This window comes from Pseudomonas nitroreducens (assembly GCF_014204515.1).
GTDB classification, from domain to species: Bacteria; Pseudomonadota; Gammaproteobacteria; order Pseudomonadales; family Pseudomonadaceae; genus Pseudomonas; species Pseudomonas nitritireducens_A.
Genome location: NZ_JACHLI010000001.1, coordinates 37,623 through 52,862, shown reverse-complemented (window position 1 = coordinate 52,862; position 15,240 = coordinate 37,623). Strand labels below are relative to the sequence as shown.

General features: G+C 57.6%; 17 protein-coding genes and 21 tRNA genes. 32 read left to right on the top strand and 6 right to left on the bottom strand.

The genetic code is table 11. The features are described from left to right. Window positions 1-6: 6 nt before the first annotated feature. On the bottom strand, window positions 7-945 hold the full coding sequence (locus HNP46_RS00400) for a hypothetical protein (protein ID WP_184585525.1): 939 nt from the start codon (window positions 943-945) through the stop codon (window positions 7-9). 415 nt (window positions 946-1,360) lie between these two features. Between HNP46_RS00400 and HNP46_RS00395 the strand changes: the two genes are divergently transcribed. The 20 genes from HNP46_RS00395 (at window position 1,361) to HNP46_RS00300 (ending at window position 4,407) form a co-directional block, all read left to right on the top strand. Then, window positions 1,361-1,447: transfer RNA gene (locus HNP46_RS00395), tRNA-Tyr, on the top strand. 7 nt (window positions 1,448-1,454) lie between these two features. After that, window positions 1,455-1,531 (top strand) — tRNA-Met (locus tag HNP46_RS00390). Between the two features lie 38 nt (window positions 1,532-1,569). After that, window positions 1,570-1,647 (top strand) — tRNA-Phe (locus HNP46_RS00385). Between the two features lie 97 nt (window positions 1,648-1,744). Further along, a tRNA-Cys gene (locus tag HNP46_RS00380) sits at window positions 1,745-1,819 on the top strand. A gap of 5 nt (window positions 1,820-1,824) precedes the next feature. Beyond that, window positions 1,825-1,900: transfer RNA gene (locus HNP46_RS00375), tRNA-Ile, on the top strand. A 150-nt stretch (window positions 1,901-2,050) separates the two neighbouring features. Continuing rightward, window positions 2,051-2,126: transfer RNA gene (locus tag HNP46_RS00370), tRNA-Lys, on the top strand. 79 nt (window positions 2,127-2,205) lie between these two features. After that, window positions 2,206-2,281: transfer RNA gene (locus HNP46_RS00365), tRNA-Asn, on the top strand. Window positions 2,282-2,376: 95 nt separating this feature from the next. Then, window positions 2,377-2,454 (top strand) — tRNA-Trp (locus HNP46_RS00360). 105 nt (window positions 2,455-2,559) lie between these two features. Beyond that, window positions 2,560-2,635: transfer RNA gene (locus tag HNP46_RS00355), tRNA-Lys, on the top strand. Window positions 2,636-2,679: 44 nt separating this feature from the next. Next, window positions 2,680-2,755, top strand: a tRNA-Asn gene (locus HNP46_RS00350). Window positions 2,756-2,841: 86 nt separating this feature from the next. Next, a tRNA-Tyr gene (locus tag HNP46_RS00345) sits at window positions 2,842-2,926 on the top strand. 214 nt (window positions 2,927-3,140) lie between these two features. Continuing rightward, window positions 3,141-3,216 (top strand) — tRNA-Val (locus HNP46_RS00340). Between the two features lie 10 nt (window positions 3,217-3,226). Next, a tRNA-His gene (locus HNP46_RS00335) sits at window positions 3,227-3,302 on the top strand. 99 nt (window positions 3,303-3,401) lie between these two features. Further along, a tRNA-Met gene (locus tag HNP46_RS00330) sits at window positions 3,402-3,477 on the top strand. Between the two features lie 273 nt (window positions 3,478-3,750). Further along, window positions 3,751-3,826 (top strand) — tRNA-Thr (locus HNP46_RS00325). 44 nt (window positions 3,827-3,870) lie between these two features. Beyond that, window positions 3,871-3,945: transfer RNA gene (locus HNP46_RS00320), tRNA-Ile, on the top strand. A 5-nt stretch (window positions 3,946-3,950) separates the two neighbouring features. Then, window positions 3,951-4,026: transfer RNA gene (locus HNP46_RS00315), tRNA-Ala, on the top strand. Between the two features lie 15 nt (window positions 4,027-4,041). Next, window positions 4,042-4,117: transfer RNA gene (locus HNP46_RS00310), tRNA-Ala, on the top strand. 8 nt (window positions 4,118-4,125) lie between these two features. Next, a tRNA-Ala gene (locus tag HNP46_RS00305) sits at window positions 4,126-4,201 on the top strand. 130 nt (window positions 4,202-4,331) lie between these two features. Continuing rightward, window positions 4,332-4,407 (top strand) — tRNA-Gly (locus HNP46_RS00300). 75 nt (window positions 4,408-4,482) lie between these two features. On the opposite strand, the gene HNP46_RS00295 is transcribed toward HNP46_RS00300, so the two are convergent. Then, the gene (locus HNP46_RS00295; protein ID WP_184585524.1) at window positions 4,483-5,019 is read right to left on the bottom strand and encodes a 3'-5' exonuclease; all 537 of its coding nucleotides are present in this window, start codon (window positions 5,017-5,019) and stop codon (window positions 4,483-4,485) included. Between the two features lie 125 nt (window positions 5,020-5,144). On the opposite strand from HNP46_RS00295, the gene HNP46_RS00290 reads away from it, so the two are divergent. Together HNP46_RS00290 and HNP46_RS36130 are read left to right on the top strand one after the other, a co-directional pair. Then, the gene (locus HNP46_RS00290; protein ID WP_184585523.1) at window positions 5,145-5,816 is read left to right on the top strand and encodes a DUF3841 domain-containing protein; all 672 of its coding nucleotides are present in this window, start codon (window positions 5,145-5,147) and stop codon (window positions 5,814-5,816) included. A 47-nt stretch (window positions 5,817-5,863) separates the two neighbouring features. Then, window positions 5,864-6,394, top strand: coding sequence for a peptide-methionine (R)-S-oxide reductase (locus HNP46_RS36130; RefSeq protein ID WP_409372390.1), 531 nt, complete (start codon window positions 5,864-5,866; stop codon window positions 6,392-6,394). On the opposite strand, the gene HNP46_RS00280 is transcribed toward HNP46_RS36130, so the two are convergent. Then, on the bottom strand, window positions 6,395-7,120 hold the full coding sequence (locus HNP46_RS00280; RefSeq protein WP_184585522.1) for a hypothetical protein: 726 nt from the start codon (window positions 7,118-7,120) through the stop codon (window positions 6,395-6,397). A gap of 131 nt (window positions 7,121-7,251) precedes the next feature. Here HNP46_RS00280 and HNP46_RS00275 point away from each other — a divergent pair, with 131 nt between their 5' ends. The 7 genes from HNP46_RS00275 to HNP46_RS00245 all read left to right on the top strand — a co-directional run bounded on the left by HNP46_RS00275 (window position 7,252) and on the right by HNP46_RS00245 (window position 10,994). After that, on the top strand, window positions 7,252-8,082 hold the full coding sequence (locus tag HNP46_RS00275) for a metallophosphoesterase (RefSeq protein ID WP_184585521.1): 831 nt from the start codon (window positions 7,252-7,254) through the stop codon (window positions 8,080-8,082). A 61-nt stretch (window positions 8,083-8,143) separates the two neighbouring features. Then, window positions 8,144-8,221, top strand: a tRNA-Cys gene (locus HNP46_RS00270). Window positions 8,222-8,462: 241 nt separating this feature from the next. Continuing rightward, on the top strand, window positions 8,463-8,894 hold the full coding sequence (locus HNP46_RS00265; protein ID WP_184585520.1) for an aminoacyl-tRNA hydrolase: 432 nt from the start codon (window positions 8,463-8,465) through the stop codon (window positions 8,892-8,894). Between the two features lie 29 nt (window positions 8,895-8,923). Beyond that, a complete protein-coding gene (locus tag HNP46_RS00260) occupies window positions 8,924-9,301 on the top strand; it encodes a hypothetical protein (RefSeq protein WP_184585519.1) in 378 nt (125 codons plus the stop codon). Window positions 9,302-9,353: 52 nt separating this feature from the next. Beyond that, window positions 9,354-9,890, top strand: a complete 537-nt coding sequence (locus HNP46_RS00255; protein ID WP_184585518.1) for a hypothetical protein — start codon at window positions 9,354-9,356, stop codon at window positions 9,888-9,890. 115 nt (window positions 9,891-10,005) lie between these two features. Continuing rightward, entirely contained in the window at window positions 10,006-10,512 is a 507-nt protein-coding gene (locus tag HNP46_RS00250; RefSeq protein WP_184585517.1) for a sel1 repeat family protein, read from the top strand. Window positions 10,513-10,580: 68 nt separating this feature from the next. Then, entirely contained in the window at window positions 10,581-10,994 is a 414-nt protein-coding gene (locus HNP46_RS00245) for a DUF4326 domain-containing protein (protein ID WP_184585516.1), read from the top strand. Here HNP46_RS00245 and HNP46_RS00240 read toward each other — a convergent pair. Beyond that, window positions 10,991-11,167 carry a hypothetical protein gene (locus tag HNP46_RS00240; protein ID WP_184585515.1) on the bottom strand — a complete coding sequence of 59 codons (177 nt, stop codon included), beginning with the start codon at window positions 11,165-11,167 and terminating at the stop codon, window positions 10,991-10,993. The genes HNP46_RS00245 and HNP46_RS00240 overlap by 4 nt on opposite strands. Before the next feature lie 19 nt (window positions 11,168-11,186). Continuing rightward, complete coding sequence (locus tag HNP46_RS00235) at window positions 11,187-11,597, bottom strand: hypothetical protein (protein ID WP_184585514.1); 411 nt, start codon at window positions 11,595-11,597, stop codon at window positions 11,187-11,189. 152 nt (window positions 11,598-11,749) lie between these two features. On the opposite strand from HNP46_RS00235, the gene HNP46_RS00230 reads away from it, so the two are divergent. The 3 genes from HNP46_RS00230 to sthA all read left to right on the top strand — a co-directional run bounded on the left by HNP46_RS00230 (window position 11,750) and on the right by sthA (window position 13,974). Further along, a complete protein-coding gene (locus HNP46_RS00230) occupies window positions 11,750-12,046 on the top strand; it encodes a hypothetical protein (RefSeq protein WP_184585513.1) in 297 nt (98 codons plus the stop codon). 11 nt (window positions 12,047-12,057) lie between these two features. Beyond that, the gene (locus tag HNP46_RS00225; RefSeq protein WP_184585512.1) at window positions 12,058-12,456 is read left to right on the top strand and encodes a hypothetical protein; all 399 of its coding nucleotides are present in this window, start codon (window positions 12,058-12,060) and stop codon (window positions 12,454-12,456) included. 114 nt (window positions 12,457-12,570) lie between these two features. Next, window positions 12,571-13,974, top strand: coding sequence for a Si-specific NAD(P)(+) transhydrogenase (gene sthA, locus HNP46_RS00220; RefSeq protein ID WP_260403052.1), 1,404 nt, complete (start codon window positions 12,571-12,573; stop codon window positions 13,972-13,974). A gap of 48 nt (window positions 13,975-14,022) precedes the next feature. Here sthA and HNP46_RS00215 read toward each other — a convergent pair whose 3' ends face one another. Continuing rightward, window positions 14,023-15,204 carry a hypothetical protein gene (locus HNP46_RS00215; protein WP_184585511.1) on the bottom strand — a complete coding sequence of 394 codons (1,182 nt, stop codon included), beginning with the start codon at window positions 15,202-15,204 and terminating at the stop codon, window positions 14,023-14,025. Window positions 15,205-15,240 lie beyond the last annotated feature (36 nt).

Genomic DNA, 15,240 nt, shown 5'->3' with positions numbered 1-15,240 from the left:
GAGTCCTTAGCGACCGAGATCGACCGAGGAATCCCTTTCACGCTTCTGAAGGGCTTCGAGGATCTCCTTCTTGGAGTACTCACCCTTCGGTGCATCGGCATCCATGGCGCGGATGGCGTCATAGCCTTTCTGGGCCTTCTGGCCGGCAACGGAGTCCTGGATGAGGTCTCCTTCACGCCCGGTGATGGTGTACTTCACCTTAGCTCCGAGAGACGGCTCGCTGCCCACGATTGCCTGGTAGTAGGTGGTCATGCCGGCGAGGATGGCCGCCTTCACGTCCCTGGAGTGGATCTTCACGCTCCCGGACATGTCACGACCTTTCGCGACACCTTCTGCCAGGGCCTGACGTAGGCCGTGGATGTAAGCCATCTGCAGGTCACGCTGAGCTTCCGGGTCAACGATGTCGACCTTGTGCTTCTTGGCGATTTTCACCAGCTCCTTGCTCGGCTTGAGCAGCAGCGCCTTCAGCGATTGTGTCTCAGCGTGCACCAGGGAGTTCAGGTCGCTGTGAGTTTTCAGCAAAGCTGCGTGAGCGCGCTCTGCGGATCGAACGGCCTCTTCGCCATAGCCCTCCTTCTGGAAGGCATCTCTCAGGCGCTTGCGGAGCTCTTCGTTTTCCAGCGCCAGGCCTTTCACGAAAGTGGCGGCGAAGGCAGTAGCAACGACTGCACCGCCAACCATCAGGCCGGTCGAGTGGTCGTTTGCGAAGCCGGCGGTAGCGTCGACGACCATCTGGCCAGCGGCCAGGACGTTTTCGGTAACGCTGTTGCCAGGTTGCGAAGCAGAGAGGTACAGCTTCATCAGGCTTGCGCCAACAACGGAGGCGGGGAGGAGCCTGTAGGCGAAGTTGTTACCGGTCGACGCGTCATGCTCAGTGATCGCCTTCGCGTGAGCTACTTCGTTCGTCAGGCAGTTCTTCAGAGCCTGTCCAATTCTGCTGACCATTGTTGTTCTCCTAGTTGGCAGCGTAGTCACCCAAAGGGTGGGTAATGCTTGTTATCTCCATGATAAGGACGGAGCCGAAGGGGCAGCAAACAGCTTCTGAAAAAAATTTCAAAAAAGTAGTTGACGAAGAATAAGAGCGTTGTTTTAATGATCTCACATCCCAGGAGTTATCCATGAACGCAATGACCCACAATCACATGAACCAGCAAGGCGCGAAGCAAATCGCGGCCCAGTGGTTTATCAATTATTGCGTGAAGACTCCTGCGTAGACCGAATTTTCGTCGGTCTGCGCTGAGAAGCGGAGGCCGGCTAAAAGGGCAAATAAACCCCGAGGCCTCCAAAGCCTCGGGGTTTTTGTTTGCGCAGAATAAAGTTCTACGTGGCCAAACGTCCCAAGGCAGGTTCCAAGCACCCTGGAGACGTAGACGAATTGGTAAAGTCAGCGGACTGTAAATCCGCCGGGCGACGCCCACTGTAGGTTCAAGTCCTACCGGCTCCACCAGGTTTTAGGCGGGATACAATCAGTTGGTAGATGGTCGGACTCATAATCCGGCGGTCGGCGGTTCGAATCCGTCTCCCGCAACCAATAGTGAAACTTAGCAGTTCTAAGTTCATGTTTTAAATGCATCGGTAGCTCAGTTTGGTTAGAGCATCGGCGTGAAACCCCGAGGGTCGGCAGTTCAAATCTGCCCTGATGCACCAGTTGTTTTTGAAGTTTAAGATGTTGTCTTAAAAGTTGTTTTAAAACTGTTATTCAAGTTGCGGGATAAGTGCGCCAAAAATTTGAGAAAAGTTTGATGCTGAAGTGGCTGAACGGATAGGCAGGTGATTGCAACCCACCTTTATGCAAGTTCGAATCTTGTCTTCAGCTCCAACTTTGGAAGAGTAGCTCAGTTGGTAGAGCGCACCCCTGATAAGGGTGAGGTCGGCAGTTCAAACCTGTCCTTTTCCACCAAAAATGCAATGTCCTCCCAGTGGCCCAAGCGGGCGGAGGGCAAGATAGATAACCGGCAGCCCAGGCGCCTTCTGGCCAACCTGCAAAGAGCCGAGACCCGGCCAGCTCCGTATGCTGCGCACCCCACGGCGACACACTGGGGACGATTTTGGGTCGCTAGCTCAGCTGGCAGAGCAGGTGGCTTTTAACCATCTGGTCATTGGTTCGAATCCAATGCGGCCCACCAAATCAGGGGGCTCCCGTTACGGGGAGCCAGCGGAAGGGCGCGTGAAGGGGCCGCTTACGCAGAGATGTAGATGTACCTTTCCGGGATAGCTCAGTCGGAAGAGCAGCGCACTGTTAATGCGCGGGTCACAGGTTCGAGCCCTGTTCCCGGAGCCAATTTAGGGGTAATTGAGATGGTGGAATACGCCAACTCGATGGGCAAGACAGCAGACTGGTAGGGTAAAAATTCCTGGCCGCTCGCTGAGTAACACGGGTCGGAGGTGTAACTGGCTGCATACGGGATTCCAAATCCTTGAGGTAGGGGGTTCGAGTCCTCCCCCGGCCCGCCAAAGAGACCAGCAGACCAGGATTGCCCACGGGCAACCTGCAGGGAGCTGAGACCCGACCCGCTTCGTATGCGGCGCACCCCACGGCGATACACTGGGGATGATTTTGGGCTGCTAACTCAGTTGGTAGAGTACCCGCCTCTTAAGCGGGTGGTCATTGGTTCAAGTCCAATGCGGCCCACCAAATGCAAGGCCTGCAGGATTTTGCAGGGATTTGAGAAGGTCAATTCCGGTTTAGCTCAGTTGGTAGAGTACCTAGCTGTTAACTAGGGAGTCCCTGGTTCGAGTCCAGGAATCGGAGCCAAATTTGGCGAGAGGCGAAGCCTCCGCCGGCAGAAAAAAATCAGTGAGCCAGGAGGTGGCCTGAATCGGCCCTGGCGAGAAAGTCATGATGGAGTAGTGCAAGTGGTCAAAGCCGGCGGACTGTAACCCCGCTCCGGAAGGTTCGTAGGTTCGAATCCTACCTCCATCACCACACAGTAGCCCTGTAGCCAAGCTGGTAAGGCACCTGGTTCTGATCCAGGCATGCGTAGGTTCGAGTCCTACCGGGGCCGCCAAACAGAAGAAGTCCTGCGGAAGAGAGGCAGGCAGAAGAGTTGTAGCCCTTTAGCCAAGTGGGAAGGCAGCGGGATTTGACCCCGCCACGAGGTGGTTCGATCCCACCAAGGGCCGCCATTTTCAAGGTTTGTAGATCTGTAGCTCAGTGGGAAGAGCATCTGCCTTACAAGCAGAGGGTCGGCGGTTCGAGCCCGCCCGGATCTACCAAGTTTCGATGTTGAGAGTAGCTCAGTTGGCAGAGCACCGGATTGTGGCTCCGGTTGTCGTGGGTTCGATCCCCATCTCTCAACCCACTTTTAAGCGGAAATTGAAGGTTTTAACAGGTCGTGTCTGGCACCCTCTAGGTCTCCAAAACTGAAGAGGCTCGGTTCGAATCCGGGGCGGTCTGCCAAGGTAACGTAGCTCAGCTGGTAGAGCGGCCCCTTCATACGGGGTAGGTCAGGGGTTCGAAGCCCTTCGTTACCACCACATACGGGGATGGATGCTCAGTTGGTCGCGAGCACGGCATAAACTAGAAGCCGGAGGGGTAAAACCCGACTGTTCATCTTGAGGAGCGGAACGTCTCAGAAGCACCGATAGCGGCCAGGGGAGCCCCCTCAAGGGTTCTGGTAATCACTCCACCCTGGCGGGGCCAAACAAGCACGGGAAGCGTAGTCTAAAGCTCCTTGGAGCTCGGGATTGAAAGGTCTTGAGTAGCAGTTGCGCGGGTTCAACTCCCGTCATCTCCACCAATGTTTCACTGCCGTTTTAGCTCAGTGGTAGAGCGCGCCCTTGGTAAGGGCGAGGGCGATGGGTTCGAGTCCCTCATTCGGCACCAGGTTCACCCGGCGTTGGATTTCCGCCGGAGTAGAAAAGGGTTGTGCACGCGTAGCTCAGCGGTAGAGCACTCGACCGATAATCGAGGGGCCGAAAGTTCGAATCTTTCCGCATGCACCAGTTTTGGGGTCTTAGCTCAGTTGGAAGAGCGCCTGCCTTGCAAGCAGGAGGTCGCGGGTTCGAGCCCCGCATTCTCCACCAGTTCAATGAAGTACCGGGGTTGTAGCTCAGTTAGAAGAGCGCAGGCATGGCATGCCTGAGGTCGTGGGTTCGAGCCCCACCTGCTCCACCAGTTTCATCGGGGTCTTAGCTCAGTTGGGAGAGCGCCTGCATGGCATGCAGGAGGTCGCGGGTTCGAACCCCGCATTCTCCACCAAGTTGTCTGTGTAGTTTCAAGGGGCGTGCTGAGGCAGCTCTTCCTTGCGGGCCTGGTAGTTCGCTACCACGCTAGGCTCAGCCATTGCGCAAGGAGGGGTAGCAGGTTGGACTCCTGCAACGTCCACCACGCGGATATAGCTCAGCTGGTAGAGCGGCGTCTTGCCAAGGCGCAGGCCAGGAGTTCGAACCTCCTTATCCGCTCCAATTTGACCGCATCGTGCGGATCTCGAAAGCCGCCTGGCGCAATGCCCGGCGGCTTTTTCTTTGGCCGCTAGATCGCTAGAGGAGGTTTTCCTTGGTGATCAGGCGGGCCAGGTTCTTCGCATCGTTGAGGGAGTTGTGCTGACGGCCCTCGAAGGCAAGACCTGCCTTAGTCAGGGCGCTGAGCAGACCAACGCTTTTTCCGTCAGTCATGCGCTGGCGGATGCGGTACAGGAGGCTCGCATCGAGACTCTGTTTGACCGGCGACTTGATACCGCGCCAGTCGCACTGTCGCTGCAGGTATCCAGCGTCATCACCCCAGGCGACGTACACCTTGCCGGCTCCGCCGAACTTCATCTCGATGGTTTTCAGGACGTCAGCCAGGGAGCGCCCTTGGCGATCTACCATGCGCTGCGTGATGCCCGTCAGCTCAGTGCAGAACTCGCTAACCTTATCCCTGTCCGGGCGGACGATGTAGTTCGCCTCACGGGTGATTCTGCCAGTGGGAAGATGCAGCTCTGCGATCCCGATGGAGATGATCTCGCCGATGGGCCTGCCTTCCCAACAGCACATTTCCATGTCCCAGCAGGCCAGCTTCGAAAGGTCGTGGCTCATGAGGTAGTCCTTGAGCAAATAATAGCGCCAGCTGTGCGCCGGAAAGGCCCGATTCTACAGCCTCTGAGCTTGTCAGGCACCCCTTATCTGAGTAACCTGATCGATCCATTTTGGGGAGGGAGAAGATGCACGTAACTGCAGTACAGCGGCAGGCAGGGGTTCGACACTTCATCCGCAAGGACGGCACAGTGCCGGCGTGGATGGCTGTCGACAAGCGCGTACTTCTGGCGCTTTCGACCACCTCAAATTCGACTGTTCCGGCTCATCTCGCTGACGAGCATGTTGGGCATGTGTACCCCTGGATGATCAGCCAGATGGAAAGCTCAGGTCTGGCAAGGCCAGAAGGTGCGAATACTCCCTGGTGGTGCTGGCTCCAGTACAACAGCTTTTTCTGCCGCCCACCGGCAGATAGCTCAAACCAGGTGCTCCTGGAGCTTTCACTCCCCGCACACATCGTCCTTGCTTCTTGCTTTGATGACTGGCACATGGTCATCAACAACAGCCCTATCACATCTTCCGAACGTGAGTGGAGTGCCCTGTGCTACCGCCTGGCTAAAGCTGGATTCCCTGGTGCGATACCGGAGAAGCTCCCTCCAGAGCAGCAATCCTGGGTCGAGGAGAAGTGGCCAACTATCTTCGATCTGCAGTGGCACGGCGACGTTGATTGGTCGCCTCAAGTACCCATCCTGGATAGGTGTGTCCAGGGTGTCTTCTGGTCAATGCAGCCGGAGTACATCGTAGCTGTCAGGGATTTCGGCATCCTCGATGACGATGAAGCACTTGATCCTTTATCCTGAAATTGCTGCACTTGTATGGCGCCAGTTCCTACAGGACGACGAGACTTATGCTGAACAGGTTACTGGGCTGGTTTAGGCCATCGCAGAAAACAGGCAAATCAAATCCCCCTCCCGGCGTAGACATGGGATCGGAGATGCCACGCTACCCAAGGATCATTTGCGTGACCTGCGAGGAAGACTGGCGCCAGCTGTTGACTGAAGACGAGTATAGAGTGTGCCGGCTCGGGCAGTCAGACAAGGCTTTCGAGGGGCAGTTCTGCGAGGTGTTCACAGCTGGTACCTATGTGTGCAGGTGCTGCGGAACTGCGCTTTTCTCCTCAAAGACGAAGGCAGACACTGGAACCGGGTGGCCAAGCTTTCTTGAGCCAATCAAGCGTTCCAGGATCTACCTTCATCCGGCAGAGAGAGGCGGGGTTGTGCGCCACTGGGCGAGGTGCAGTGCCTGCGATGCCAGGCTGGGGGAGTGGTTTCCCCCGGAGGGTAGAGCCGGCGGCCGATATTGCATCAACTCGACGGCCCTGAAGCTCCCAGTGATGGGCAACGCAAGGATCACCTTGGAGGCGCCCCAGGAGAGCTAATCAGCTCGACTTGCGCTTCGAAGGGCCCTTCCTGAAGCTGTGCTCGTCGAATCCCTTGGCGGCTGCCATCAGGCGGTCAGGGGTGTGGGGGATCGGTTGCTGCTTGGCGGTGGCCAGAACACCCGAGACGAACATGCTGACCTCCTGAAACGCGGTGATGGAGTCCATCATGCGCTGGAACCCATAGGTCTGCAGGCAGGGGTTGATGTACAGATCCCGCCCGAAGAGAACCCATACCGGTGCATCGAGCGCCAGGAAGGTATCCAGGTTGTCGAACACCCTGGTCTTCGAGTTTTCGGCCAGCCACTGCTCAGCCGTGTAGGTGTACTGCTTCGGGTCGTAGAAGTGTACCGGCGTCCTTGAGGTGAGGTCGTTGGGCGCAAAGTCCTTCTCAACCCAGTATGCACGACCATCGCTCTTCGGAGGCTTTGGTCGCAGGTAATCCATGCTGATGTGGGGGTGCCCTGGCATAAGGCCCAGGTAGATCTTACCGCAGAAGCCCACGGCCATCTCATCGAAACCAGGGTGGCGTATACGCTTGGTGGCCTCGATGCACTTGTCGACAGCGTCAGTCACTACCTTGCGCTTGATCTTGTCCTCCGCCGGCATTTTCACGTAGAGAGGATCGTCGATCCTCACCTCGGTGCGCTCGTACACGACACCCTTGTCGATGCCGAAGCCAACTGCGCCGTCGTAGTAGTCGCGCTTCTTGCTTCTGATGATCACTGGGATTCCTTTATCGCTACGCCGTCTCGGTTTGCCGCAGACGGCAGATGGGCGCCAACAATTCCAATGAAAAAGTGACGCAGTAGACCAGGTTAACTTAAGATGGTGAAAACGCAAATACCGGAGCGATCATGTCGACCTTCTACTGCGACCCCATCATGTACGTGCCGATAAACCAGGCCGGCCGCGATCTCATCGTGGGGGACATTCACGGCGCCTACGACCTGGTGATCGAAGCCTTGAAGGCGGCTAAGTTCAATCCGGCGGTGGACAGGCTGTTCGTGGTCGGTGATCTGGTAGACAGGGGGCGTGGCTCACATCGGGTGCTCAACTTCCTGGCGAAGCCATGGGTTTACTCGATCAGGGGCAATCACGAGGACATGCTGATTGACCTTTACAAGGACGACGTTGATCCGCCTGAAGACCTTCTGCACATGCTCGTCCAGCGCTTCCCTGGCAACGGTATGCACTGGTGGCTAGACGTCGAGCCGGAAACTCGCCGTCAGATCATCACCGAACTACGCAAGCTCCCGTTGATCATGGAGGTGGCCACACCTCGCGGCCCCTTTGGTATCGTCCATGCTGAGGTGCCGCTCGGCATGTCCTGGCAGGACTTCAAGGCATCGGTTGCCAAACAAGATGAGCGTGTAGTCGCTGAAGCACTTTGGGGCCGTAAACGACTCGAACGTGACATCGAGCAGGCGGTACCGGGCATCGGCCGCATCTTCGTTGGCCACACGATCCAGACGACGGGGATGCGCCAGCTGGCAAACGTCTTTGCCATCGACACAGGGGCTGTCAAAGCTGAGGCCGATGTCGAATGGCCTGGGGATCAGCAGGCCCGCCTGACAATGCTCAACGCTGCGATGTCGACGACGCTGCTACGCGGCTGGAAGCCGTCAGAGGGCAAGGTTGATGTGCGTGACGGCGAGGTTCCAGGTTGGGAGTTCGGAAAAAGTTGAAGATTTCCTTTATGTGGTTATTGACACCATGACAATGTGGCACTAAGATTTTCGTCACAGATCTCGAGTAGCTCAATTGGTGGAGCAGCCGGATTGCAAACCCGGAAGGATGCAGGTTCGAGTCCTGTTTCGAGAGCCAAATTCAGAATAGCGATTTTGTGAGCATAGCTCCTTTATCATTATTCTCCAGAGTAATTCTCTGGAAACTGAGAGGTAAGGTTGCCCTTGCCTCCAGGGGCTAAAAAGGGGGCTTGTGCCACCCTAAACGTTATGGCACTTTGTTAAGACCAATCACCTAATCGAGGACACCATCATGTCGTTGCTCTTCTAAGCGGATTAGACCGTACTCCGACCCCCTCGCGAACATCGACGTCCTGTCGATGCCTCTCGATGAGCTTGCACAGCTCATTGCCGGCGGCGAAAAAGATGAGGCACCTGAAGAAGGTCTCTACATCTACTCAATCGTCCCGACGTCCCTTGAGATGGATGCTGGCAAAGCATCTGCCCAGAACGGCCACGCATTCGAATATTCGCTTAAATGCGCCCGCCACCTCGTCCCTGAAATCGCCGAGCGTTACGAGAACCACGAAACTCGCGGTTCGAAAGTCGCGTTGAAGGCAAAAAACCAGCAGCAACTCGTCAAAGCATACGTCCAGGCACGTGAGCTCGGCTTGCCGTGCGCGCTCGTTGCCGACCGGACACATGTCATGCCGCCGCATTTCGACGGCTCCCCGATCATCACTGCATGCGCTATTGGGCCCTGTACCAAGGCCCAGGCGCGCCCGATCACCAAGAAATTCCAGTGTCTCTGAACCTAACCAAACCCAAGTGGAGAATCACCATGACCAATGAATTCGTACCCTTCAATGAAGCCCGCAAAGCCCTGGTAGCCGCCTACAAGGCCCGCCTCACCGACCCGGAAAACCTCAAGCGCCCGATGCTGGCCCACGGCGTGCGCCCGAAGAAACTGAGTCTGCGTGACTACGGCGTGTACGCTGCGCTGCGTGGTGCCGACTACCGTAAGACCAACATCAGTGCCAACGGCGCCGACGCCTTGGGGCACATCGAGAACGAACTGCAGCACCTGCAGGCTGTTTCGAAGGCGCTCAGCGAGGGTAAAGACCGCACTGAAACCCTGCGCGTGAAGATGACGCCGGCCATGCTCGACGAGGCCATTGCCGTGTTGAAGCCTGTGGTCGAAGCAGGCTTGCTCTTCTAAGCGGGTTAGTCCGCAGCATGAAGGGGCTCAGCTTTACCAGCTGAGGCTCGACATGCAGGCAACAGAGCAAGCCAAGGGACAGTCGGTTCTGGAGCATGGGCACTCGGTGAGACGCTACTACCAGGATCTGCGAGCACATGTGCTCGAGGGGACTCCCCTGCAGTACGAGTGGAAAATCCCGGATTGGGCCCGCGACAAGGGGCTATGGGAGCGTGTTGTAGATGACCAGGACGCCACCCTTTATCAGGTCTGGCATGACTGTGGGAAACCCTACTGCCGTGTCGTCGACGAAGAAGGGCGGGCGCATTTCCCTGACCACGCCCGAGTTTCCGGCGAGACCTGGAGGAGGGTGGGTGGAAGTGAGCAGGTAGCCAGGCTGATGGAGCTGGACATGGACATCCATCTGCTCAAGGCAGATGATCTGCAGGAGTTCGCCAGTCGGCCCGAGGCCGCTACACTGCTCCTGACTGGGCTCTGCGAGGTGCACAGCAACGCCAGCATGTTTGGTGGCCTTGATTCCACCTCCTTCAAGGCGAAGTGGAAGCACCTGGATCGGCGTGGCAAGCAGCTGTCCAAGATGATCGTGTGACGCGGTGAGGCGCGCCTGGGCTGTGATGCCAGGCGCGCCGGCAGCCGGTATTTCGCCATGCACTGATCGGGGATACACTTTAGCCCTGATCAACAGGTTTGGAACCGCGCAGAACATGACCCGACACGAAGCAGTCCAGAAGGCCAAAGAACTGGCAGTCCAGACCGGCAAACCGCATCGGGTTTCACAGATGGGCGGTGAGTGGTCTGTGGTTACACCGGAAGAGGAGGTCTGGAGGCCGGAAGACCGGGCGAAGATCGCCAACACTCCTAGTGTTGTGCCAGCACTCGATCTGCACCGCAATCAAATCCCGGACAGTAAGCCGGTGCCAACGAAGTATGCAGTCCTGGAGGCGCATGCCGAGTCCGGCGACGTACAGGCCCAACTAGCCCTGGGTGAGCACTTGGTTGCAACAGGACAGGCACAGCGGGCAATCAGATGGCTCCGCGAAGCAGCCGGCCTGGGGGAGCAACGTGCTTTCCTGCTCCTGGGTAAGGCCTATACTGACCCGGCCCTCAACGACATCCCCGAGGCGCTCAAGTGGCTCGATAGGGCGCATGCACTGGGAAGCTCTGAAGCGAGCTCCTACGCGCAGCATCTGCGCCGTCAGTACAACCTCTGAGCCCCCTTGCTGGCTGGCCTAAGTCCGGTGTTAGAATGGCGAAGTCCAACTGCACTCCAGGATTCTGCATGCCAACGCGTGTTGTGAACCGCTACAAGGAGAAAGGCACCGTCTCTATCGCCAGGCGGCGCGTGGGTTTCCATTTCGGTAACCCGTTCTTCCTGGGCAACTCGGCTATTGGCGTCGTGGCAGTTGAGACTCGTCGTGAAGCAGTCATCGGCTACTACGAATGGCTGCGCGGCACGAACCCCTTCTACGCGATCATCGAGCCCGACCGCCGGCAGTGGATTCTGGATAACCTCGAGGGCCTAAGGGGAGAGGTGCTCGAGTGCACGTGCGACCCATCCGCTTGTCATGGCCACGTACTTCAGGTGCTACTGGGCGAAATCACCCTGGAAGATGTGCTTGCGAAGCTTGCAGCCGAGGAGAACAAGTTCATCCCGCCGAAGGCCGACTCGGCACAGATCGATCTCTTCGCTTAATCGCAGCGGCCCGAGACGCTGTCGTTGGCAATCCGGTTAAGCGGATAGTTTCCAGCCGTCATCACGCTGAGGAATGCGCCAGTGGCGCCAGCCACGTCGCTGCAGCGAACTGGATTGCTCCACGAGCAGCCGGCGAGAAGGGAAATGCAGATCAGCAGGGCAATATTGCGCATGGGGCACCAGTGCAGGACATCAGCTAGAGGCCCTGCGTTTCGAGGTTGAGGTACTCTTCGATCTTACCCGGCTTGCCTGGCCACTTTCATCACTGAAACGCGCGACCCGGTGCTTGTGTCGCCCCTTGGGCTGCGGAGCGCTGCGCAGGCTACGCACCCAGCGATATGCCGCACCGATGGCCGACGCGACTTCCATCACCGCGAAGGACAGCCATTGAATCCCGATCATGATCCCCGCGCCCATCACTTTGGACGTTGCCTCACATGCAACGATATAACGTAGCGACCATGGTTCTTCTTGCCGAGGTGCGAAGAACACCGAAAGCACAACGAGCTCCATCATGACCAGGACGCCGGCCGGAACGTGGTCGTGTAGAAGGATGCCGATGATGGTGGCCAGGACAGCAGCCGCCAGCAGGTTTTTGAGCATGATGAATCCACCGAGTTACGAGCCCGCACGTTATATCAATTGGCCGCCTGGGACAAGCATTTCAGGGGAATTGGCGCCTTGTCAGCTTCTGCAATTTATCTATAATTGTGCATCGTGATTTGCATCCAAACCTACCTACGGACGGTGATCGTATGTGGCCCTTTTCCAAGCTTGGTCTGCGCCGTGGACGCCGGATGACTCAGCGGCAGAAGCTCGACGAAGCTTTCTTGCACGAGCTGAAGATCACCCGCGCCAGCGAGCACAGGCTCGCCAGTGAAGTCGACAAACTGAAGATTCGTCTCCAGCAGGTCGAAGAGGAGAAGTTGCGGTTGGTGGAGCAGTACAAGGAACGCGACCGGTTCAACCGATCCTTCCTGGTACAGCAGTACCATCAGAAGCTGCGTGGTTTCGTCGAGGGCCGCAGGGGTGCTAAATTTAAGGAAGCGTAGGAGCTTCCGACATGTACCCCGACCTTGACCTCGAACTTAAAGCAAACCCCGAACTGGAGAAGGTGATCAATCCGCCTGAGGCCCAGGACGAGCACACCGCTTTTTTGAGGGCTCAGGGTTACCGAGGGGCAAAGAGGCTTGAGGATGGCACCTATGCGGTCTTGATCCAGCTTTTCTCGACGGTTGCGATTGGGCTCCATGTCACCCGAAGTAGCCTCGGGCTGCGGTTCTGCTTTTCCAGCTTCGTCGATGGAATGGCTCAGTGGGAGCAGTTGACCACTTCGAATGCTGAGCTTGAGGACTTCCTGACCGCGCGCCCGGTCGACCTGAAGGATCGAGAGGAGATCAGGAAGCAAGAGAACAGGCGGAATGAGCACCTGAAGTCGATTGGTATGGGCAACTTCCAATAGCCCTCAGCGCACCTTTTCCTCCAGGAATGGCCGGTTTTCGCCGATAGGTAAGTAGGTTGGCGATGCCGGCTTTTTTGCGCCTGGTCTGCAGGCGCGTGACCTGTGAGAGTGTTGATGAACAACAGCCAGATGTTTGACCTCGTGGTCATAGGCTCCGGCCCGGCCGGAGAAGGAGCTGCGATCCAAGCAGCGAACAAGGGCCTCCGTGTGGCCGTGGTTGAGCGTGACGCAATCGGTGGTGGTAGCACTCACAAGGGTACGATCCCCTCCAAGGCGTTGCGCCATGGGGTGCGCAAGCTGATCCAGGCCTCCAAGAGCCATCTCTTTCAGATGACCGAGTCTGCCAAGAGCATCAACTTCGACAACGTCCTGCGTCTGGCCGCCAGTGTGACCCAGCGCCAGGCCGCCCGGAAGATGGCCAAGTTCAACGAAAGCGGGGTTACGCTCTTCAAGGGGGAGGCCCTGTTTGTCGGCTCCCGTGAAATCCGGGTAGTCCAGCCGGGTACCGAGGACGGTGGCGAGATCCTCACCTTCAAGAACGCCCTGATCGCTACCGGTTCGCGCCCCTACAGGCCCGCTGAGATCGATTTCACCCATCACCGTGTCTACGACAGCGACACCATCCTGGGCCTGGAGTACACGCCTAAGCGTGTTGTGATCTACGGGGCCGGGGTGATTGGCTGCGAGTACGCCTCGATCTTCAGCGGCCTGGGCGTTCAGGTAGACCTGATCGACACCCGTGACCGTCTGCTCAATTTCCTCGATGATGAAATCTCTGCTGCGCTGAGCTACCACCTAAGCGGCGGCAATGTCGTGGTGAAGCACAACGAAACCTTCGACTGGCTCGAGGCCAATGACGATAACGTCGTGGTGCACCTCAAGTCTGGCAAGACAGTGCGTGGTGATCTCCTGCTCTGGTGCAATGGCAGGACTGGCAACGCCGACGGCCTCGGAATCGAGTCGGTAGGCATCTCCGCCAACAGCAGAGGTCAGATCGACGTGGATAAGGCCTACCAGACGGCCGCCAGCGGCATTTACGCTGCAGGGGATGTCATCGGGTGGCCTAGCCTCGCAAGCGCGTCCTACGACCAGGGGAGGGCCGTCGTCGACGCAATGCTCGATCCGGCGCTCGCCTGGACTGTTTCCGACGTCCCGACCGGGATCTACACCATCCCAGAAATCAGCTCGGTGGGTAAGACCGAGTCCGAGCTGACCAAAGAGGGCGTCCCCTACGAAGTGGGGCGTGCCTACTTCAAGGATCTGGCCAGGGCGCAAATCTCCGAGGAGGAGGCCGGCATGCTGAAGATCCTCTTCCACCGCGATTCCCTGGAGGTGCTCGGGATCCATTGCTTCGGCTACCAGGCCTCGGAGATTGTCCACATCGGGCAGGCGATCATGCTGCAGGAGGGTGAGGGGAACAGCGTGAAGTTCTTCACCCGGACGACCTTCAACTACCCCACCATGGCGGAAGGCTACCGGGTGGCTGCCCTGGATGGTCTGGCAAGGATCGGCCTGTAACCAGGCAAGAAAAAGGCCGGCATAAGCCGGCCTTTCGCGTCCAGAGGTTCAGATTTCGAACGCCTTGACGGCCTCATAGGTGGCGTAGCAGTCAGACAGCTCCAGTGCGTCGTCTCTGGCCACGTTCTTGATGCCATTCTTGAACCTGAGGCCTTCGGTGTCTCGGGTGGCATTCGTGACGTTGCCGCGCTTACGCTTCTCTTCTTCGATGGCACGGAACGTATGGTCGATTGCCTGGGCGACCTTTGCCGGCGAAGCCTGGGCTTCTTCAGGCAGGTACTCGTTCGTGCTGTAGATGTCCCTCAGGTTCTGGAGGGTCATCGCGATGATCGGCAGCTCGCTGTCAGCCCTCAGCGCCTCGCGAAGGTATGCGCGCCTGATGTGCTTTTTGTCGTCATCCCATACCCATTCATCAGCCAGATCTTGCTTGAAGGGTTTAACGCTCTCGGCCGTCTTGGGAAGGAGGTTGAAGATACGCGGGAGGTAACCGCTCTCTTTGGACTCCATGTGGTACATCTGATTGCTGATCTGTACCAGCTCTGAGGGCTTTGCGACAACAGCCAGACGAGTCAATACCTCGATGTCCGAGAAGAGCAGCCCGCGCTTCCCTTTTCGTTCATCGTGGGATTGCGTCTCAAGCTTCCCTTTCGATGCGATGAACTGATCAGTCAGGAAGCGCATTGTTGCTTTGTTGTTCTCTGCCACCTTCAGTGGTAGGTAGCCAAGGGACTCCAGAATCGGGGATTGCATGCTCCTGAACCCAGCTCGCTCGCTCAGCACATGGACTGCGTGGGCCCAGTCCTGACCTTCGTTCACCTTGCCAAGCTTCGTCATGAACTCCTTGAGCTGGTAAGAGTGAGTGTCGTCACTCCAGTTCTTGGACATTGCGCGGCCCAGGGAATCGATGATGGCAAGGTTAACCTTTCTGTCTGTGCTAACCATTTGCATGACAGCGTAGGAACGAGTTGGGATCTCGTTCAGCACGTAAAGCAGATCGGGCTTCTTCAGCTTCAGCTTGACGTTGGCATCGTGGTCAATTGCCCTGGTGGCGTCACTGGCCAGCTTCCCTACAAGGCCGATCTCGCCGGCCAGGAGCGCCTGGCTGATTACCTCTTTCATTCGACCGACGTAGTTTCTGAACGTGGCGGAGTCGTAGTCGCCTTCCAGGGCCGCCTGGCTGACATAACGCCTGGCTTCGAAGAACTGCTCGGTGAGTTCGATGTGGCTCATGGTCTGAGTCATTTACGCTTCTCGGGTACGATAGGA